This window comes from Pseudenhygromyxa sp. WMMC2535, from assembly GCF_011083025.2.
In genome coordinates this window covers 6,455,347-6,471,374 of the sequence record NZ_JABJWV010000001.1, presented here as the reverse complement: position 1 = coordinate 6,471,374, position 16,028 = coordinate 6,455,347, and the positions used below count along the sequence as shown (strand labels likewise).

The following is a 16,028-nucleotide window of genomic DNA, read 5'->3' as shown; positions in this document are numbered from 1 at the left end:
AGGTCTTCGAGCCATGAGCGGGACACAGCACGTCAGCGAGCAGGTCCGCGGCCTCGTCGGCCAGGTCCTCGCCGATCGCTACGCGCTCGAAGATCTGCTCGGCGCCGGCGGCATGGGGGCGGTGTTTCGCGCCGAAGATCGCGGGCGCGGGCGCGAGGTCGCGGTCAAGGTCCTGCACCCCGACATCGGCAGCGACCCCTCGATCGCCAAGCGCTTCGATCGCGAGGCGATCAGCGCCGCGCGCCTCGATCACCCCAACATCGTCCGCGTCGAAGACCACGGCAGCACCGACGAGGGCATCAAGTATCTGGTCATGGAGCTGCTCGTCGGCGAGGAGCTCCACGCGCGCCTGAGCCCCGGGCGCCCGTGGCCGGTGGACGAGGCGCTGCGCGTGCTCGAGCAGATCCTCTCGGCCCTCGAGCACGCCCACGCCGCGGGCATCGTCCACCGCGACCTCAAGCCCGAGAACGTGTTCTTGACCAAGGACGCCGACGCCCCCGGGGGCGAGCGGGCCAAGCTCGTCGACTTCGGCATCGCCAAGCTGCTCGACGCCGACGGGGCCGTGGAGGTCCTGACCCGCGCGGGCATGGTGTTTGGGACGCCGCGCTTCATGAGCCCCGAGCAGGCGGCCGGCGGCAAGATCGACGAGCGCAGCGACCTCTACGCCGTCGGGCTGATCGCCCACAACATGCTGACCGGGGAGGTCCCCTACGACGGCGAGGACGTGGCCACGATCTTGCGCAAGCAGATCATGGCCCCGACCCCTCCCCTGCCGACCTCGGTCCCGGCGCCGGTCGTCACCTTCATCGAGTCGCTGCTCGAGAAGTCGCGCCACGATCGCCCCGCCTCGGCCAGCGCCGCCCTGGCCACGGTCCGCGCCCTGCGTGAGGCCGCGGCCGTCGAGCGACCCCAGACCGCCCCGACCAGCCTCGAGGACGCCCCCACGGGCCCGCAGCAGCTCGAGGACGAGCGCGCCCTGCTGCCCAGCGACCCCCCGGCGATGGTCGGGCACCTCGTCGCCGGGCGCTATCAGCTCGACGCCCTACTCGGCCTCGGGGGCATGGGCGCGGTGTTTCGGGCCCGCGATCTCGGGGGACCCGCGGGCACCCTGGTCGCCGTCAAGATCCTCCACGCGGCCTACGGGGACGACGAGGAGATCAGCGCCCGCTTCCAGCGCGAGGCCGAGACCGCCGCCCGCCTCGAGCACCCCGGCATCGTCCCCGTCCTCGCCCACGGTCAGACCCCCGGCAAGTCCGGCGCGGCGCAGTACCTGGTCATGCCCCTGCTCGAAGGCCAGGAGCTGCGCGCGCTGACCGGGCGACCCATGGACCCCGCCCGCGCCCGCGCCCTGATGCTCCAGGTGTTCGCGGCCCTCGAGTACGCCCACGCGCGCGGGGTCGTCCACCGCGACCTCAAGCCCGAGAACGTGTTCGTGCTCCCCGGCTCGCGCACGGATCCCCAGGCCGACGAGCACGTGTTCCTCGTCGACCTCGGCCTCGCCAAGATCAGCGAGGCCGGGCCGAGCTCGCGGGTGCTCACCCAGCTCGGCCAGGTGTTTGGGACCCCGGCCTACATGAGCCCCGAGCAGGCCCGGGGCGAGGCCGTCGACGGGCGCACGGACCTCTACGCCGCGGGCATCATCTTCTACGAGCTGCTCGCAGGGCACCCGCCCTTCGTCGGCGATCCGGTGATCCTGCTGCACGCGCAGATCCAGACCCAGCCGATGGCGCTGCCCAAGTCGGTGCCCCCGGCGCTGCGCGAGTTCGTGGACGCGCTGCTGGTCAAAGATCGCGAGCGGCGGATGCCCGACGCCGCCACGGCCTGGCGCGCGCTCGAGCAGGCTGACCTCGAGCGCCGAGATCCCCTGCCCACGGGCACCATCCCCGCGCTGGTGCCCGCCTCCGCGAGCGCCCCGATCGTCATCGATCCCAGCGCGCCGACCGGGCCGCAGCCCAACCTCGGAACCCAGGCCACCGGCCCCAGCCCCGCGCTGCCGCCCCCGCAGCCGCGCGCGAGCCAGCGCCAGCTCGCCCTCGCCGCGGCCGCGGCCCTCGTCCTGATCACCATCGGCGCCCTCGCCTTCGCGTGGTCCGGCGACGACCCGGAGTCGCGCACGAGCGGAGAGGACCTCGTCGGCCTGCGCATCGCCGAGGACCCCGACTCGCCCATCCCCAAGCCCGACGAGTCCGTCTACCTCGAGATCGATCGCACCTTGCTGGCCAAGGAGCGCGAGCGGGCCCTCGAGCTGATCCGCGTCGCCCGTGATCGCTTCCCCGCCGACGCCGGCCTGCTGTGGCGCGAGGGTCGGGCGCTCTCCGGTGGCCGCGACAAGGGCGATCGCATCGAGGCCCTGCTGCGCTACGCCGAGGCCCTCGAGGCCGATCCCAGCCTCAGCGAGGAGACCGAGTTCGAGGCCGAGCTGCTCGGCCTGCTGCGCGACCCCAAGCTGCGCGAGACCGCCGTCGACCTCGCCGTGCGCGAGCTCGGCGCCAGCGGCCACAGCTTCTTGCTCGAGGTCATCAACGACACCGAGGCCCCGCCCGACTACGACGCCCGCCAGCGCATCTTGGGGGTCCTGCGCGGCGACCCGAGCACCTGGGCGCGGGTCGACCTCCCCCGCCAGCGCGCCCTCGATCTCGACCAGGCCCACGCGGCCAAGCAGCCGTGCACCGCCTTCTCGAGCGCCCTCGCCGAGGCCGTGGCCAACCCCGATCCGGCGATCTTCCCCACGCTCTACGCCCGCGGCCTCGAGGTCCCCGAGGCGCCGGGCGCCGGAGAGAGCGCCGAGCAGTGCAGCGGCCTCGACGACGCGCTCGCGGCCGCTCGCAAGCAGCTGGCCAAGGCTCACCCCGAGGCCGCCGCGCTCCAGCGCGCCGGCGGGCGCAAGAAGAAGAGCAACAAGAAGAAGTTCCGCTTCCCCGGCTTTTGAGCCGCGCGCCCGCGCTCAAAAGTCGACGAGGACCTGGGCGTAGGCGAAGTGGCGCTGGGCCTCGCCCGTCAGGTGGCGACCGCCCGAGAGGTAGGAGATCAGCATCCACCCGAGGTCGAAGCGCAGCCATCCCCAGCGCACCCGGCCCTGGAGCTCGAGCTCGTCGGCGGCCCAGGGGTCGTCGTTGTCCGGGTCGACCCCGACGAGCTTCCCGCCGGTGTCCAGCCAGCGCCCGCCGGGCTCGGGCAGCGCGAAGAGGTGGTTGATCAAGTTGAGGTCGAGGGTCACGCCGCCGAGCTTGCTGCGCCCTTGCAGGCCCAAGGCCGCGTCCACCACGTTGAGCGCACGAAAGCGATCGGCGTTGCCAAACCACCGGTGGCGGGCCATCCACGGCGAGTCGAAGTCGTGGCTGGCACCCTCGGCGCAGGGCGTGAGCCCCGAGACCTCCGTGGTCGTGCACTGCGTCCCGCTCGCGTAGTCGAGGCGCGCGAGGCCGCCGAGGTGGACGCCCTCCCAGCTCGGGCCGCCGCCCAGCCCGCGAGGATCGAGGTACTCGACCTGCAGGTGGGTCAGGCCGGCGAGGTGTCGACGCCGGACCCACTCGTCCTCCAGCGTGTCGATGGTCCCCGTCTGCAGGTAGCCCTCGAGGGTGTAGCGCAGCCCCGCCAGCGGCTCGCCGTGGGCGACCAGGCCCGGGGTGTAGAGGTTGCGGGCCTCGGCGTCATCGCGGCTGTGGCGGCCCCACACGGACAGCTCGACGTCCAGGGCCTCGCCGGCGAGGGGGCGGTGGGCCGCGGCTCGCCAGTCGACGTCGATCTCTCCGCGCAGGTGATCCACCAGCGGCTCGCTGGCCGAGAGCAGCGGCCGGGCCAGGGAGCCCGCGAACACATCGACGCCGCCGCCGCCCTCGAAGTCCGCGCGCAGGCGCAGCGCGTCCCACGAGCGCATGCCCGGGCCCCAGGGCGCGTTGCCGAAGATATGGCTGGTCCCGATCACGAACTCCTGGCGGCCGGCCTGGACCGTCAGCGCGCCGCGAGGGAGCGCCGCCTCGTACTCGACGAAGAGCTGGTGAAAGCCGCTGCGCGCGCTGCCGATGGGATCCGCGATCGTCCGCGCGTCCTGGAACTCCGCCCGCGCCCGCAGGCGACCCACGCGAAGCTCGAGGCGTGGGCGCAGGCGCACCGGCAAGGACAGCTTGGTCGCCGCTTCACCGTCCACGCTGCGCGTGTGGGTGAGCTGGCCACGGGTCATGATCATCAGCCCCGGGCGAAGCTCGACCCGCGGGCGCTCCAACTCGAGAACGGGCGGCTCGGGCTCGACGCTCCGCTCGTTTTGAATGCGCGTTGGCTTGGCCATCGCGTCGCCTTCAGGCGCGACCGCGAGACTCGACGCGAGCTCGGGCGCGTCGCCCTCGGGAGCCGCCTCGGGCTCGCTAGCCGCCCCACCCTCGCTAGCCGCCCCGTCCCCGCTAGCCGCCCCGTCCCCGCTAGCCGCCCCGTCCTCGGGGCTCGCCGCCGTGGCCTCCCCAGCGGGGGCGACACACAAGACGAGGGCGAGCCAGGGAGACAGCGCTGACATCGCCGTCGAGCATCGCAAACCGAGGCCTCCCACGCACGCCCCCACAGCGCTCAGCTCCGACTCACGCGCGCCACGTCCCGCGCAGATACGCGCGATCCGGCGTGCGCAAGGCGTCGGTCACCGCCACGCCGATGGGCTGCACGCCCAAGAAGAAGCCCAGAGCCCCCGCCGCGCCGAGGATCGAGACCCAGTCGAAGCGCGGCGGCCACAAGATCGCCGTCGAGCAGGCAGCGGCCAGCAGGATCTCGATGACGATGAAGGCCACGGCCAGCGCGCGCTTGCGACGGATCCACGCCCGCGGATCGATCGCGGAGACCAGCAGGGGCGCCCCCGCCTCGCCGACCAGGCGCCACTGCGTGTCCCCGCCCCGCTCGAGGCGACCCGCGATCCACACCGGCGCGTCCGTGCCCACGCTGACGCCGACCTGGCGCGGCCAGCCCCGCCCGCGCTTGGCCGCGGGGATCACCGCCGCGACCTGCTCCGGGCCCTCGGGCGCGGCCGCCCGCGCGCGCGCGTCACTGGCCGGCCACACGCTCGCCGCGTCCTCGCTCGCGGCGGCGATCTCGACGCGCGCGCCCGCGTGCTCCACCTGGCCACCAAAGATCTCGCTGCGGTGCGCCGCGTCGCTGAAGTGCACGCGGCCGTCGCCCTTGCTGCGCCCGATCTGCTCGACCTCGTTGCGCGCCAGGGCGCCCTCGGGGCCACGCCCCTGCGCCTGGGCGAGGATCATCCCCCTCGCCCCCTCGCGCAACTCCAGCGGGCGCAAGCGCCGAGCCAGGGCGCGGAGGTCACGAAGATCGAGGACCGCCGCCCCGGCGATCAGCAGGGTGTGGATCCAAAAAAAGCCCAGCGCGATGGCGCCGACGAGCTCCCGCCCAGCGAATCCGTCCACGGGATCCTAGGAGCCCGTGGTGGAACCCAGCGCGGCTCCTGGCGCCGGGATTTTCGTCGAGGGCGCGAAGCCAAAACGCAGATGTACCGGGCGTACTGCAAGTTTTGGCGACAAAGTCTTCGGCGAAAAGGGCAAGCGAGGTGTCGTGTTGGGTTTCACCACGGGCTCCTAGGCGGCCGACTCGGCCAGAGCGCAGGCGTCGGCCTCGGCCCGGCGACGCTCACGGGGCGCGAGCGCCCTCCCAGCGGTATCGGCATCGGCGTTGGCATCGGCGTTGGCATCGGTGTCGGTCACCGCGGCCGGCTCGCGGTCGTGGAGCTCGAGGTCGCCCGGCCGACGCCAGTTGGACAGGTAGGTGCGCAGCAAGTAGGCGACCATGCTCGGCTCGTCGAGGCGGGGATCCATGCGCGGGACCACCTCCCGAGCGTGGGCCGCGTCGAGCTCCGACCAGTGCAAGCCAGCGCGGTTGTGGTGGATGGTGTGGTAGCCGTTGTTGCACATGATCCAGTTGAAGCCGCGGCCGACGAAGTTGCGCGAGTGGTTCCACTCGGAGCCCACGTCGGCGCGGTCGTGCTGGATCAAGTTGACGCGCAGGATCCCGCGCGCGCCGTAGAGCTGGGGCACGACCACGAAGAGCAGCGCCGTCCAGAAGTCGACGGCCAGGAGCAGCCCCGTCAGCCCGAAGGCGAAGGCCGACTCGAGCCGATACTGACGCACGAAGCTCGGGTGGCGGCTCCACGCCGCCCAGCGCTTGACCCCGGCGAAGGTCCGCGGCCCGGCGACGTTGGGGAAGTGCAGCAAGTTGAGCAGGTTCCAGCGGAAGCGGACGTGCTTGGGCGAGGCCCAGTCGAGGTCCCCGTCGTCGTCGAAGTGGTGATGGACCAGGTTGTGCGAGGGGATGTTGGCCGAGGCCGGGTAGAGCGCGCCAAAGCTGAGCACCGCCCGCCAGATCAGGTTGAGGCGCTTGCTCTCGAAGATCCCCTGGTGGAGGTGGTTGTGGATGACCACCGTGTTGAGGAAGCTGAAGTAGCAAGCCGCGGCGAACACCAGCAGGTTGCGGGCCGCGGGCAGGAACATCATCGACCCGAGCAGGCCCCAGTAGACGCCGACGATGCCGACCTGCCGCCACTCCTCCCGACGCCGGACGAGGCGGCGCGGGCGAGCGAGCGCCTCGGGCCGACCTGCTGCGACGCTGCCGCCGGTGCTCATGGCTCCTGAGTATCACCGCTTGGTCCGATACAAAACGTGAACGCGCTCACGGGACCTCGTGCTGCGCGCCGCCTGACCCTGCCTGACCCTGGAGACACGCGCGCCGGCGCAGCCCCTGCGGTCGACGCTGCCCGCGGCGCTGTGCTAATTCGGCAAGCGCGCCCAAGGGCGCAGGAGCTGATCGTGTCCGCACTCGCCGCTGCCCTGACCGTCCAACCATCGGTTCGCTTTCGCCGGCGACGCGCCTTCTATGTGCTCTACGACGGCACCTACCTCGTCGGTCTCTCGATCGTCTTGGCGCTGATGCTCGCCGCGGGCTTCCAGGGCCTCGTGCCCCGCGAGTTCCACTGGTGGTACTGGCTCGTCCTGCCCCTGGCCGTGCACGCGCAGATCCTGTGCAGCGTGTTCATCCACAACTGCTCGCACAACAACTTCCCGCGGCCGATCAACCGGCTGATCGGCGAGCTGTGCGGGCTCGTGGTCCTGACCCGCTACGCCAGCTGGGAGATCATCCACTGCCGGCACCACAAGTACAGCGACGACGCGGACATGGACCCCCACCCCGTGACCGCCGACGCCCGCGGCTACTGGCCCTTCCTCAAGAAGATGGTCGTCAACGTCGAGGTCCAGCTCCAGCGCCAGTTCTTCGAGCTGCACGGCGGCGACACCCCCGAGAACCGGCGCTTCGAAAAGCGCCGGGCCTACACGAGCTACGCCACCAACTTGGTGCTGATCGCTTTTTGGTACGTGCTGCTCGGGCCCATGGGCTTCTTCTTCTTCTTCGTCCCGGCCTCGATCATCGGCTTCTTCCACCTCGTCCACTTCAACTGGTCGACGCACAACGCCGCCCACCCCGAGCAGGGCTTCTACCCCGTCAACCTCGACCACGGCTACTTCTGGATCGGCAACCGGCTGTGGTACGGCATCTACTACCACGGCTACCACCACAAGCAGGCCAACCTGTTCAACCCGAGGCACTACGAGGCGCATCAAAAGGCCAAGGCCGAGCGCCTCGCCGCGCGCCAGGCCAAGCGGGAGGCCGAGCAGGACGACCTCGCCGATCCGTCCGCAGCGGCCTGATCACGCCTGATCAGGCCTGATCACGCCTGCTCCCTCTGGGAGGCGCCCCTCCCCGAGCTCGATGAGAACCACCTGAGCGCTCGCTCGGCCCCGCGCCGGCGAGCGCTCTGCGTCTGTGGATTTTTCCCCCCAACGTCGTCAGGTGCGGGAAAGATTCACAGACGCTCAGCTCGTTCCGAGCCGCTCGCGCGGCGCACCGAGCAGCGCGCCGAGCGTGTCGGCCATCCGCTGCGAGGGGAAGGGCTTCTCGAGCACGCGCAGGATCCCCGCCTCGCGCAGCTCCTCGGAGGACAGCGCCGTGCCGCCGCCGGTCATCAGCACCGCGACCAGCTCGGGGCGCTCGGCTCGCAGATCCTTGGCGAGCTCGATCCCAGACTGCCCCGGCATGTCGAGGTCGAGGACCAGGGCGTCGATCTCGGCGCCGTGCACCGAGAGCTCGGCCCGGGCGCCGATGCCCTCGAAGGCCGTGAACACCCGAAACCCGCGCAGGTCGAGGGCCGCCGCCAGCGACTCGGCGACGAGCTCGTCGTCGTCGACGATCAGCACCCCCCGACCCGCTCCGAGGCCGCGGCCAGCGGCCGCGAGCACCCGCGACTCGACCCTGATGACCCGCGGCTCGGGGGCGGCCAGGGGCAGCCACACGGCGAAGGTCGAGCCCTCGCCGAGCTTGCTGCGCACGCGCACGAGGCCGCCGTGGCGCTCGACGATCCCGTGGACCACGGCCAGCCCGAGGCCGCCGCCGTGCTCTGGAGACTTGGTGCTGAAGAAGGGATCGAAGACGTGCTCGAGCGCGGACTCGGGGATGCCCATGCCGTCGTCGCGAACCTCGAGCACCGCCCAGCCCTCGCGCCGCGCCTCCAGGCTGTCGAGCTCGTCCGCGTCCGCCCGCCGGAGCGTGACCCAGATGTTCCCCTGCCCGCGGCTGAGGGCGTGCGCGGCGTTGGTCACCAAGTTGGACAGGACCTGCTGGAGCTGCGCGGGGACGACCGCGACCGAGAGGCCCCGCGCCAGGCTCAGGTGCAGCGCCGTGCGCTTGGACAAGCTGCGCGCGAGCATGTCGAGGATCTCGACGCAGAGCTCATCGAGCGCGCGGACCTCGACCGGGGACTCCCGCGGCCGCGAGAACATCAGGATCTGTTTGACGAAGCGACCCGCGCGCTGAGCCGAGGCCGCGATCCCGCGGACGATCGTCAGCGCGTCCGTGTCCGTGATCATCTCCTCGAGCAGCTCCGCGCTGAACCCGATGCCGGCGAGCACGTTGTTGAAGTCGTGGGCGATCCCCCCGGCCATGCGACCGAGGGCGGCCAGGCGCAGCGCGCGACGCTGCTCGGCCTCGCGGGCCCTGTCCGCGCTCAGATCACGGTTGAAGATCAGCAGCTCGTCGCCCACGCGCACGACTCGATGGCGATAGCAGCCGGGCGCGACGAAGCCCTCGGGGATCTCGTACTCCTGCTCGAAGGTCTCGCCCGTCTCCATCACGCGCTTGTACTGCTCGCTGAAGCCGCCGATGCGGTTGAAGGGCAAGAGCGCGTCGAGGCGCCCGCCGAGCAGCTGCGCCCGCGGCATCCTCAGCTCGCGCTCACCGGCGAGGTTGACCTCGACGAACTCGAAGTCCTCGATCTTCCCCTCGGCGTCTCGGCACGGCCGCAGCCAGTAGATCGCGTCCGTGGTCGCGTCCAAGGTCGCGCGCAGCCTGCCCTCGCTGACGCCCTTCGTCAGCGGCAGCGATCCACCCTTGCGCTGCCCGCCCGAGAGTATTCGCGGCGATCGGCTCGCCCGCGTCATGCTCGCGTCGCGCAGCGGTCCAGACCCAATTCCAGACGAGCTCATCGCCCGCCCTCGCCCTCTTCGCGCAGGACCTCGCGCAAGGTCTTGCCCAGGGTCCGGGTGTCGAAGGGCTTGCGCAGCGCCGCGTCGAAGCCGTGGCCCGCGATGTCGGTGATCGCCTCCGCGTCGGCGTAGCCGCTGGTCACGATCACCCGCGCCCTGGGGTCGATGGCGCGCAGGGCCTCGCAGGCCCCGATCGCGCCCATGGCCCCGGGCACGGTGAGGTCGAGGATCACCGCGCAGTAGGGCGCGTCGCTGTCCATCGCCCGGCGATACTCGGCCACGGCCGCGTCCCCCTCGTCGACGGTCGTGACCTCGTAACCGAGGATATCGAGGGCCAAGGCCACGGCGCCGCGCGTGGCCTCCTGGTCGTCCATCACCAGGATCCTGCCCACCCCCGCCTCCACGCCCCCGCGCTCGCGTCGATCCCGGGGCCGCTCGTCGGTCGGCCGCAAGAGGATCTGAAAGCAGCTGCCCTCGCCGAGCGTCGAGGACACCGCGATCCGCCCGCCGTGGCGCTCGACGATCGAGCGCACGATCGCCAGACCGAGGCCCTGGCCCTTGGCCTTGGTCGTGTAGTGAAGCTCGAAGATGTTGTCGAGGACCTCCGCCGCCATGCCCTCGCCGTGGTCGCGGATCGAGATCTCGATCCACGGGCCGGCCGCGTCGGCGTCGGCGTCGGCGTCGGCGTCATCGAGCGTGCGCACGCCGATCCCCAGTTGCCCCGCCCCCTTCGTGGCCTGCACGGCGTTGATCACCAGGTTGTGGATCACCTGGGCGATCTGCGTCTCGTCGACCTTGGCGTAGACCGGCCTGTCCGGCACGCGAAAGCTGGCCTTGAGCTGCGATCCCGCGAGCGCCAGCTCGGCGTTGGCGACGACCAGCTGTGCAATGTCCAGGACCTCGCACAGCGAGCTCCCGCCCCGGGCGAATGTCATCAGCTGAGAGACCAAGGGCGCGAGCGCGCGCGCGTTTTGACTGGCCATCGCCGCGAAGCGATAGGTCCGGCTGTGGACATCGACGCTGTCGCAGAGCACCTCTGTCGCGACCACGATGCCCTGGATGTGATTGTTGAAGTCGTGGGCGATCCCCGCCGCCAGGGTCCCCAGCGCCTCGAAATTCGCCAGCCTGCGCGACTGCTCCATCCAGTGCATGCGCTCGCTGATGTCGGTCATCGCTCCGAGCGCGCGCACCGGTCGACCCTCGCAGTCGCGGATGATGAAGGCGTTGTCGCGAATGATCGCGTAGCCGCCGTCTCGGCGGCGGAAGCGGTACTCGCAACTATAGTTATCCGCGCCCGACTCGCGCGCGCGCGTGAACACCGAGAACAGCTGCGCGCGATCGTCCTCGTGGACGCGCTCGATCCACCACTCGATGCTCGGGATGACCTCGTCGCTCCTATAACCAAAGGCCGACTCGAAGCGAATGTTGCGCTCGACGGAGTCATCGGAAAAGTCCCAATTCCACAGCATGTCGCTCGTCGCCAGCGAGAACAGCCGCCATTGGCTCTCCTTTTGGCGCAGCGCAGCCACGGACGCCTCGAGTTCGGCGACTCGTGCTCGAAGCACTTCCACCTCGTCCATGTTGCGACTCTAGCAGCGTGGGCGACGAGGACGACCAGCCCACGGTATGGCCCGCGCTTTTTGCTGGCGGTGTCGCCAACTGTCAGTCGCGCTCGCGCGCGGCGAGTCTTCATTCGCCATACCCGCGACCCTCCCGCGTTTTCTCTTCGCGTCAGGCCACCACGGGCTCCTAGGAGCCACGGGCTCCTAGTGTGCGCGGCAGAGGACTTGAAGGGTCCCAGGCGCCGGACCGCCGGTTGCTGACGAGGCGCGAGGAGGGAGTTTGTCGGGCACAAATGACTGACGAGCAACGAAGTCAGCGGCCGGTGCTCCAAGCCTGGGGCCCGTCAAGTCCTCTGCCGCGCACACTAGTCCTCCGTGACGCTCGCCGTCGCCTCGAAGTCCTCTGGAAAAAAGCAGTAGATGTCCTCCAGCTGCTCCCCGAGCTGCCCGCGCAGGGCCTTGGTCGCGCGCTTGCTTCGGTCGGTGCCGGGGTAGCTGAACACGAGCTGCTTTTTGCCGCGAAACACACCGACGCCGAGCTCCCCTCCGTCGAGCTCGATGCCCGCGAGGGCCCCGCGCACGGCCGCGAGCGCCTCGTCGTGCTCGCCCTCGGGGGAGCCCGCGAGCACGGCGGTGTACCACTTGCACTCGCCCTCGGCCGAGACGGGGTCGCGGTAGGCCAGAGAGTCGAGCCACATGCGCTCGAGGCTCGGCATGGTCACGACCTCGCGCGGGGCCTTGCTGTGGTAGACGCCGCGGTCTCCAGCCAGCCATACGTCGTCTGGACCCCGCGCGATGATCTGGCGGATCTGAGCCCCCGCAGGCAACGCAACGGTCACCCACGGCTCGCCCGCCAATCGGCTCCACACCCCGCCCCCGGGCTCCATCCCGTCGCCGCTGATGGGTGCGCCACATGCAGCCCACTGGCGGCCACCCGGCCCGAGCGCGAAGCTAGCGAGGCCGACCTCCCCGCAAGCGGGCGCCTGGTCCTGACCCCAGGTCTCGCCGTCGTAAGCCGCGAGCACGGCCGGTGCAGCGCTCGACCAGGCCCAGCCGTGGCGCGCGTCCACGAGCTCGACACGATCGTAGCGCGCGTCCTCACCGGGCAGCGTCTGGTCCGTGATCGCGTCGCCCTCGAGCGTGTACTTCAGCGCCTTCGCCCCCCCGACGAGAGCGACGATCGTGCCATCGGGCAGCGCATCGAAGTCGACGATGCTCTGCTTGCTGAGCCCCGCCGGTGCCTTGCCCTCACCGCGCAGCACGACGAGCTTGCGGGCCTTGGCGACCAGGGGCGCGGCCGCGTCGTAGAGCTCGTCGTAGGTCTCCTCGTCGGCATCGGGCAAGTACACCGAGTAGCTGCGCAGGCCGAGGAGCTGCCCGTCGACCCAGGGCGCCGCCCGGGCGATGTGGTAGGCGAGCTTGCCCGAGAGCGTCTCGATGAACTGCCAACGATCGTCGCGCCAGCGGTGCTGCTCGAAGGGATCCATGGACAGGCGAAAGCCGCTGCCCCAGCTCGTGGTCATGAACAACCCGTCGGGCCAGCGCCCGCCGAGATAGGCCACGCGCCAGCCGAAGTAGCCGTAGAGCTGGTTCTCTGACATCTCCTCGGTCAGGGGATGAACCCCGCCCATGGCCGCGGGCGTCGGCGCTGGCAGCTCGCCTTCATCGGTGACCCGCAGGACCAGCGGACCGCCCGCGACGAACACGGAGCCGTCGACGCTCGCGAAGATCCGCAGCGCGGGGATCTCGTAGGGCTCGCTCGGGTTGTCGGGGCTCAGCTTCGCGACCAGGCGAAAGCTGGGGACCGGCTTGGGACCGACCTCGACCGGCGCATCTGGCTTGGCTGCTTCGGCCTCGCCCGCGGGCGCCGACTCAGCCTCCGGCCTATCGGCCTCGACCGGCTGCGCCGCGTCCGAGCGCGCCTCGGCGGCCTCTGCACCCTTCGCGGCCTCCGCGACCTTGGCCTGCCCACGATCCTCAACCCCGTCCCCCGCGGCTCGACAAGCCACGAGCCCGAGACCGCAGATCACCAAACGAGACATCCCGCGTCCCATGGCGCAATCCTACCCTACGCGCTGGCACGACGCTGGCCTCCCGCGTATCGGCTCGGGTGACAGAAATTGATACGGTCTGTCACGTGAGCCGAGCAGCCCTGGAGCAGCCCCACCCATGACCCCCCTCTCTCGCGGTCGGCCCATGCCCGGCGCGCGCCTGCGAGAGGAGCGGACCTTGGGTCGCGCCGGGCTGCTCGCTGCCTTCTCCCCCCTGCTCGTCCCGGCCCTGCTCCGGCTCGCCCACGACACCCCCGCGTGGCTCCCCGAGCTCCCCGAGCTCGCCCTGCTGGCGGCGACCATGACCATCGCGGCGCTCGCCTGCCTCGGCGCCCTGACCCTGGCGCGCTGGCCCGGCCTCGGGCGCGCGCTGGTCATCATCGCCGGCCTGAGCTTCGCCGGCGTGGCGGCCTTCGCCCTGCTCGATCACCCCGCCAAGGCCATGGCGGTGATGCTCGCCACGCTCCTGTCCACGACGTGGTTCTACCTGGCCCCGGAGGCCGGCGAGGCCGGGCACACCCACCCCAACTCGCGCATCGATCGCGCCCGCATGGGCGCCTGGGGCAACCTCTTCGTGGTCCTCGCCACCGTCGGCTTCCAGCTCCACGGCGGCGCCGTGCTGATCGCCGCCCTGGCCAGCGTGGCGATCAGCCTCGGCCTGGCCGCCCGCGCGATCGCCAAGCTCCCGCCCGGGGAGCTGCGCGCGCTGGGCTGGCGCGACGCCGTGGCGGGCGGCCTGACCGTGGTCTGCGTGGCCGCGGCCGCCCTCGCCCACCGACACACCGGCCTGGCCTGCCTGGCCCTGATGCCCACGGCCGGCGGGCTGCTCTTCGCCCTGCGCCCGCGTGTCCACCGTGACCCCCTGCGCGGCCCGGGCTGGCGCGAGCTGCTGATCGAACAGCCCGCGCGGCTGATCGTCGGGACCTTCCTGCTCGCCGGCATCGTCGGCGGCGTGCTCCTGACCCTCCCGCCCTGCTCGAGCGCCGCGCCCCTGCCCCTGCTCGACACGATCTTCACCGCCTTCTCGGCGGTCTGCGTCACCGGCCTGGCGGTGCTCGACACCGGGGCCGACTTCTCGCTGCTCGGTCAGGGCGTGATCCTCACGCTGATCCAGCTCGGCGGCCTGGGCATCATGACCTTCTCGGCCGCGGCCATGGTCCTGCTCGGCCAACGCCTGAGCCTCGAGGAGGAGGGCGTGGCCCTCGAGCTGATCGACGGCCACCGCGTCGGCGGCCTCGAGCTCGCCTTGCGCCGCATGCTCCGGGTGACCTTCATCAGCGAGGGCGTCGGCGCCCTGCTGCTCAGCTTGCGCTTCGCCCTGGCCCACGCCGACCCCTGGCCGCTGGCGATCTGGCGCGGGGTGTTCACCGCGATCTCGGCCTACTGCAACGCCGGCTTCGCCCTCCAGTCGGACAGCCTGATCCCCTACCAGCAAGACGCGATCGTCTTGCACGTGGTCGCCGCGCTGATCATCTTGGGCGGCCTCGGCCCGGCGGTGATCGTGGCCCTTCCCCAGCTCCTGCGTCGACGCCAGCGCCGGCGCATGGACCTCCACGCCCGCGTGGTCCTGGTCACCAGCGCCGCCTTGCTCCTCGCCCCCGCCGTGCTGATCGCCGCCCTCGAGTGGCACCAGAGCCTCGCCGCCCTGCCGATCCTCGACCGCGTCCACAACGCCTGGTTCCAGTCCGTGACCACTCGGACCGCGGGCTTCAACTCCGTCGACTTCGCGGCCATGAGCCCGGCCACGCTGACCCTGGTCGAGGCGCTGATGTTCATCGGCGGCAGCCCGGGCTCGACCGCCGGCGGGATCAAGACCTCCACGGTCTTCGTGCTGGTGATCGCCGTGGTCGCCGTCAGCCGCTCGCGGACCACGGTCAGCTGGGGCGGGTGGACGATCCCCCAGGCCACGGTCTACCGGGCGGCGGCCGTGGTCACCCTGGCCGCGCTCAGCGGGGTGCTGGCGCTCTTCGCCATCCAGCTGACCCAGCCCATGAACCTCCAGACCGCGCTCTTCGAGGTGTTCTCGGCCCTCGGCACCGTGGGCCTGAGCATCGGCGGGACCGCGATGCTCGACAACGTCGGCAAGCTGATCATCATCGCCTGCATGTTCATGGGCCGGATCGCGCCCCTGACCTTGTTCCTGATCTTCAGCCGACCACGCGACAGCGCGCTGTGGGAGCTCCCCGAGCAAGAGATCAACGTCGGCTAGTCAGCCGCCAAGCGAGCAGCCATGAGCCACGAACAAGCCCTGATCATCGGCCTCGGCCAATTCGGCACCGCCCTCGCCCGCGCCCTCACCGAGCGCGGCGTCGAGGTCCTCGCCGTCGACCACGACAAGGCGCGGGTCCAGGCCATCGCGCCCCACGTCGTCGAGGCCGCCTGCTTCGACGCGACCAGCGAGGAGGCCCTGGTCCGCGCCGGGCCGCAGCGCCGCGACCTTTGCGTGTGCGCGATCGGAGACGACTCGCGCGAGTCCTCGATCATCGTCACGGCGCTGCTGCGCCAGCTCGGCGCGACCCGGGTCGTCGCGCGGGCGACCGACGAGCTGACCGAGCGGATCTTGAGCATGGTCGGCGCCCACGAGATCGTTCACCCCGAGCGCGACTTCGGCGAGCGCCTGGCCACGCGGCTGCGCTTCTCGGGCGTGGTCGACGAACTGCCCCTGGGCCCCGACCTGCTGATCACCGAGCTGCGCCCGCCCGCGGCGATGATCGGCCGGAGCCTGGCCGAGCTCGCCCTCGACGAGCGCTTCGAGGTCCAGGTCGTCGCCGTGCGCCACGCCCAGGAGGGCGTGAACCTGCGGCCCTCGCCCACGCGACCGCTGGCCGGGGACGACATCCTCGTCGTGGTCTCGAGCCCCTCGGCCGTCCACGAGCTGTGCGAGAGGTTCTGAGCCG

At 71.3% G+C, this 16,028-nt stretch carries 10 protein-coding genes; 4 read left to right on the top strand and 6 right to left on the bottom strand.

Features of this window, described 5'->3' with window-relative positions; all coding sequences use genetic code 11:
* Window positions 1-13: 13 nt before the first annotated feature.
* Window positions 14-2,929 carry a serine/threonine-protein kinase gene (locus G6O69_RS25125; RefSeq protein WP_172306043.1) on the top strand — a complete coding sequence of 972 codons (2,916 nt, stop codon included), beginning with the start codon at window positions 14-16 and terminating at the stop codon, window positions 2,927-2,929.
* A 15-nt stretch (window positions 2,930-2,944) separates the two neighbouring features.
* On the opposite strand, the gene G6O69_RS25120 is transcribed toward G6O69_RS25125, so the two are convergent.
* The 3 genes from G6O69_RS25120 to G6O69_RS25110 all read right to left on the bottom strand — a co-directional run bounded on the left by G6O69_RS25120 (window position 2,945) and on the right by G6O69_RS25110 (window position 6,608).
* Window positions 2,945-4,507 (bottom strand): alginate export family protein, encoded by a 1,563-nt coding sequence (locus G6O69_RS25120; RefSeq protein ID WP_172306042.1) that lies wholly within the window; start codon window positions 4,505-4,507, stop codon window positions 2,945-2,947.
* Between the two features lie 61 nt (window positions 4,508-4,568).
* On the bottom strand, window positions 4,569-5,399 hold the full coding sequence (locus G6O69_RS25115; RefSeq protein ID WP_172306041.1) for a hypothetical protein: 831 nt from the start codon (window positions 5,397-5,399) through the stop codon (window positions 4,569-4,571).
* Window positions 5,400-5,567: 168 nt separating this feature from the next.
* Complete coding sequence (locus G6O69_RS25110; protein WP_172306040.1) at window positions 5,568-6,608, bottom strand: fatty acid desaturase; 1,041 nt, start codon at window positions 6,606-6,608, stop codon at window positions 5,568-5,570.
* A 183-nt stretch (window positions 6,609-6,791) separates the two neighbouring features.
* Between G6O69_RS25110 and G6O69_RS25105 the strand changes: the two genes are divergently transcribed.
* Window positions 6,792-7,688, top strand: coding sequence for a fatty acid desaturase (locus G6O69_RS25105; RefSeq protein ID WP_346017080.1), 897 nt, complete (start codon window positions 6,792-6,794; stop codon window positions 7,686-7,688).
* A 165-nt stretch (window positions 7,689-7,853) separates the two neighbouring features.
* Here the strand turns inward: G6O69_RS25105 and G6O69_RS25100 are convergent, their stop codons facing one another.
* From G6O69_RS25100 to G6O69_RS25090, 3 genes are all read right to left on the bottom strand, one after another.
* Entirely contained in the window at window positions 7,854-9,518 is a 1,665-nt protein-coding gene (locus G6O69_RS25100; RefSeq protein WP_176397077.1) for an ATP-binding protein, read from the bottom strand.
* Entirely contained in the window at window positions 9,515-11,098 is a 1,584-nt protein-coding gene (locus G6O69_RS25095; protein WP_172306038.1) for a PAS domain-containing sensor histidine kinase, read from the bottom strand. The genes G6O69_RS25100 and G6O69_RS25095 overlap by 4 nt, the downstream gene beginning before the upstream one ends.
* A gap of 347 nt (window positions 11,099-11,445) precedes the next feature.
* Window positions 11,446-13,134: a hypothetical protein gene (locus G6O69_RS25090; RefSeq protein WP_172306037.1), complete on the bottom strand. Its 1,689-nt coding sequence runs from the start codon at window positions 13,132-13,134 to the stop codon at window positions 11,446-11,448.
* Between the two features lie 115 nt (window positions 13,135-13,249).
* Here G6O69_RS25090 and G6O69_RS25085 point away from each other — a divergent pair, with 115 nt between their 5' ends.
* Both G6O69_RS25085 and G6O69_RS25080 read left to right on the top strand, forming a co-directional pair.
* Window positions 13,250-15,340, top strand: coding sequence for a potassium transporter TrkG (locus tag G6O69_RS25085; protein WP_172306036.1), 2,091 nt, complete (start codon window positions 13,250-13,252; stop codon window positions 15,338-15,340).
* 21 nt (window positions 15,341-15,361) lie between these two features.
* Window positions 15,362-16,024: a TrkA family potassium uptake protein gene (locus G6O69_RS25080; protein WP_172306035.1), complete on the top strand. Its 663-nt coding sequence runs from the start codon at window positions 15,362-15,364 to the stop codon at window positions 16,022-16,024.
* Window positions 16,025-16,028 lie beyond the last annotated feature (4 nt).

What these genes read in the sequence shown, in the direction of transcription:
- G6O69_RS25125 (WP_172306043.1), top strand. Translation starts at nt 14, where the DNA reads ATGAGCGGGACACAGCACGTCAGCGAGCAGGTCCGCGGCCTCGTCGGC.
- G6O69_RS25120 (WP_172306042.1), bottom strand. Translation starts at nt 4,507, where the DNA reads ATGTCAGCGCTGTCTCCCTGGCTCGCCCTCGTCTTGTGTGTCGCCCCC.
- G6O69_RS25110 (WP_172306040.1), bottom strand. Translation starts at nt 6,608, where the DNA reads ATGAGCACCGGCGGCAGCGTCGCAGCAGGTCGGCCCGAGGCGCTCGCT.
- G6O69_RS25100 (WP_176397077.1), bottom strand. Translation starts at nt 9,518, where the DNA reads ATGAGCTCGTCTGGAATTGGGTCTGGACCGCTGCGCGACGCGAGCATG.
- G6O69_RS25095 (WP_172306038.1), bottom strand. Translation starts at nt 11,098, where the DNA reads ATGGACGAGGTGGAAGTGCTTCGAGCACGAGTCGCCGAACTCGAGGCG.
- G6O69_RS25090 (WP_172306037.1), bottom strand. Translation starts at nt 13,134, where the DNA reads ATGGGACGCGGGATGTCTCGTTTGGTGATCTGCGGTCTCGGGCTCGTG.
- G6O69_RS25085 (WP_172306036.1), top strand. Translation starts at nt 13,250, where the DNA reads ATGACCCCCCTCTCTCGCGGTCGGCCCATGCCCGGCGCGCGCCTGCGA.
- G6O69_RS25080 (WP_172306035.1), top strand. Translation starts at nt 15,362, where the DNA reads ATGAGCCACGAACAAGCCCTGATCATCGGCCTCGGCCAATTCGGCACC.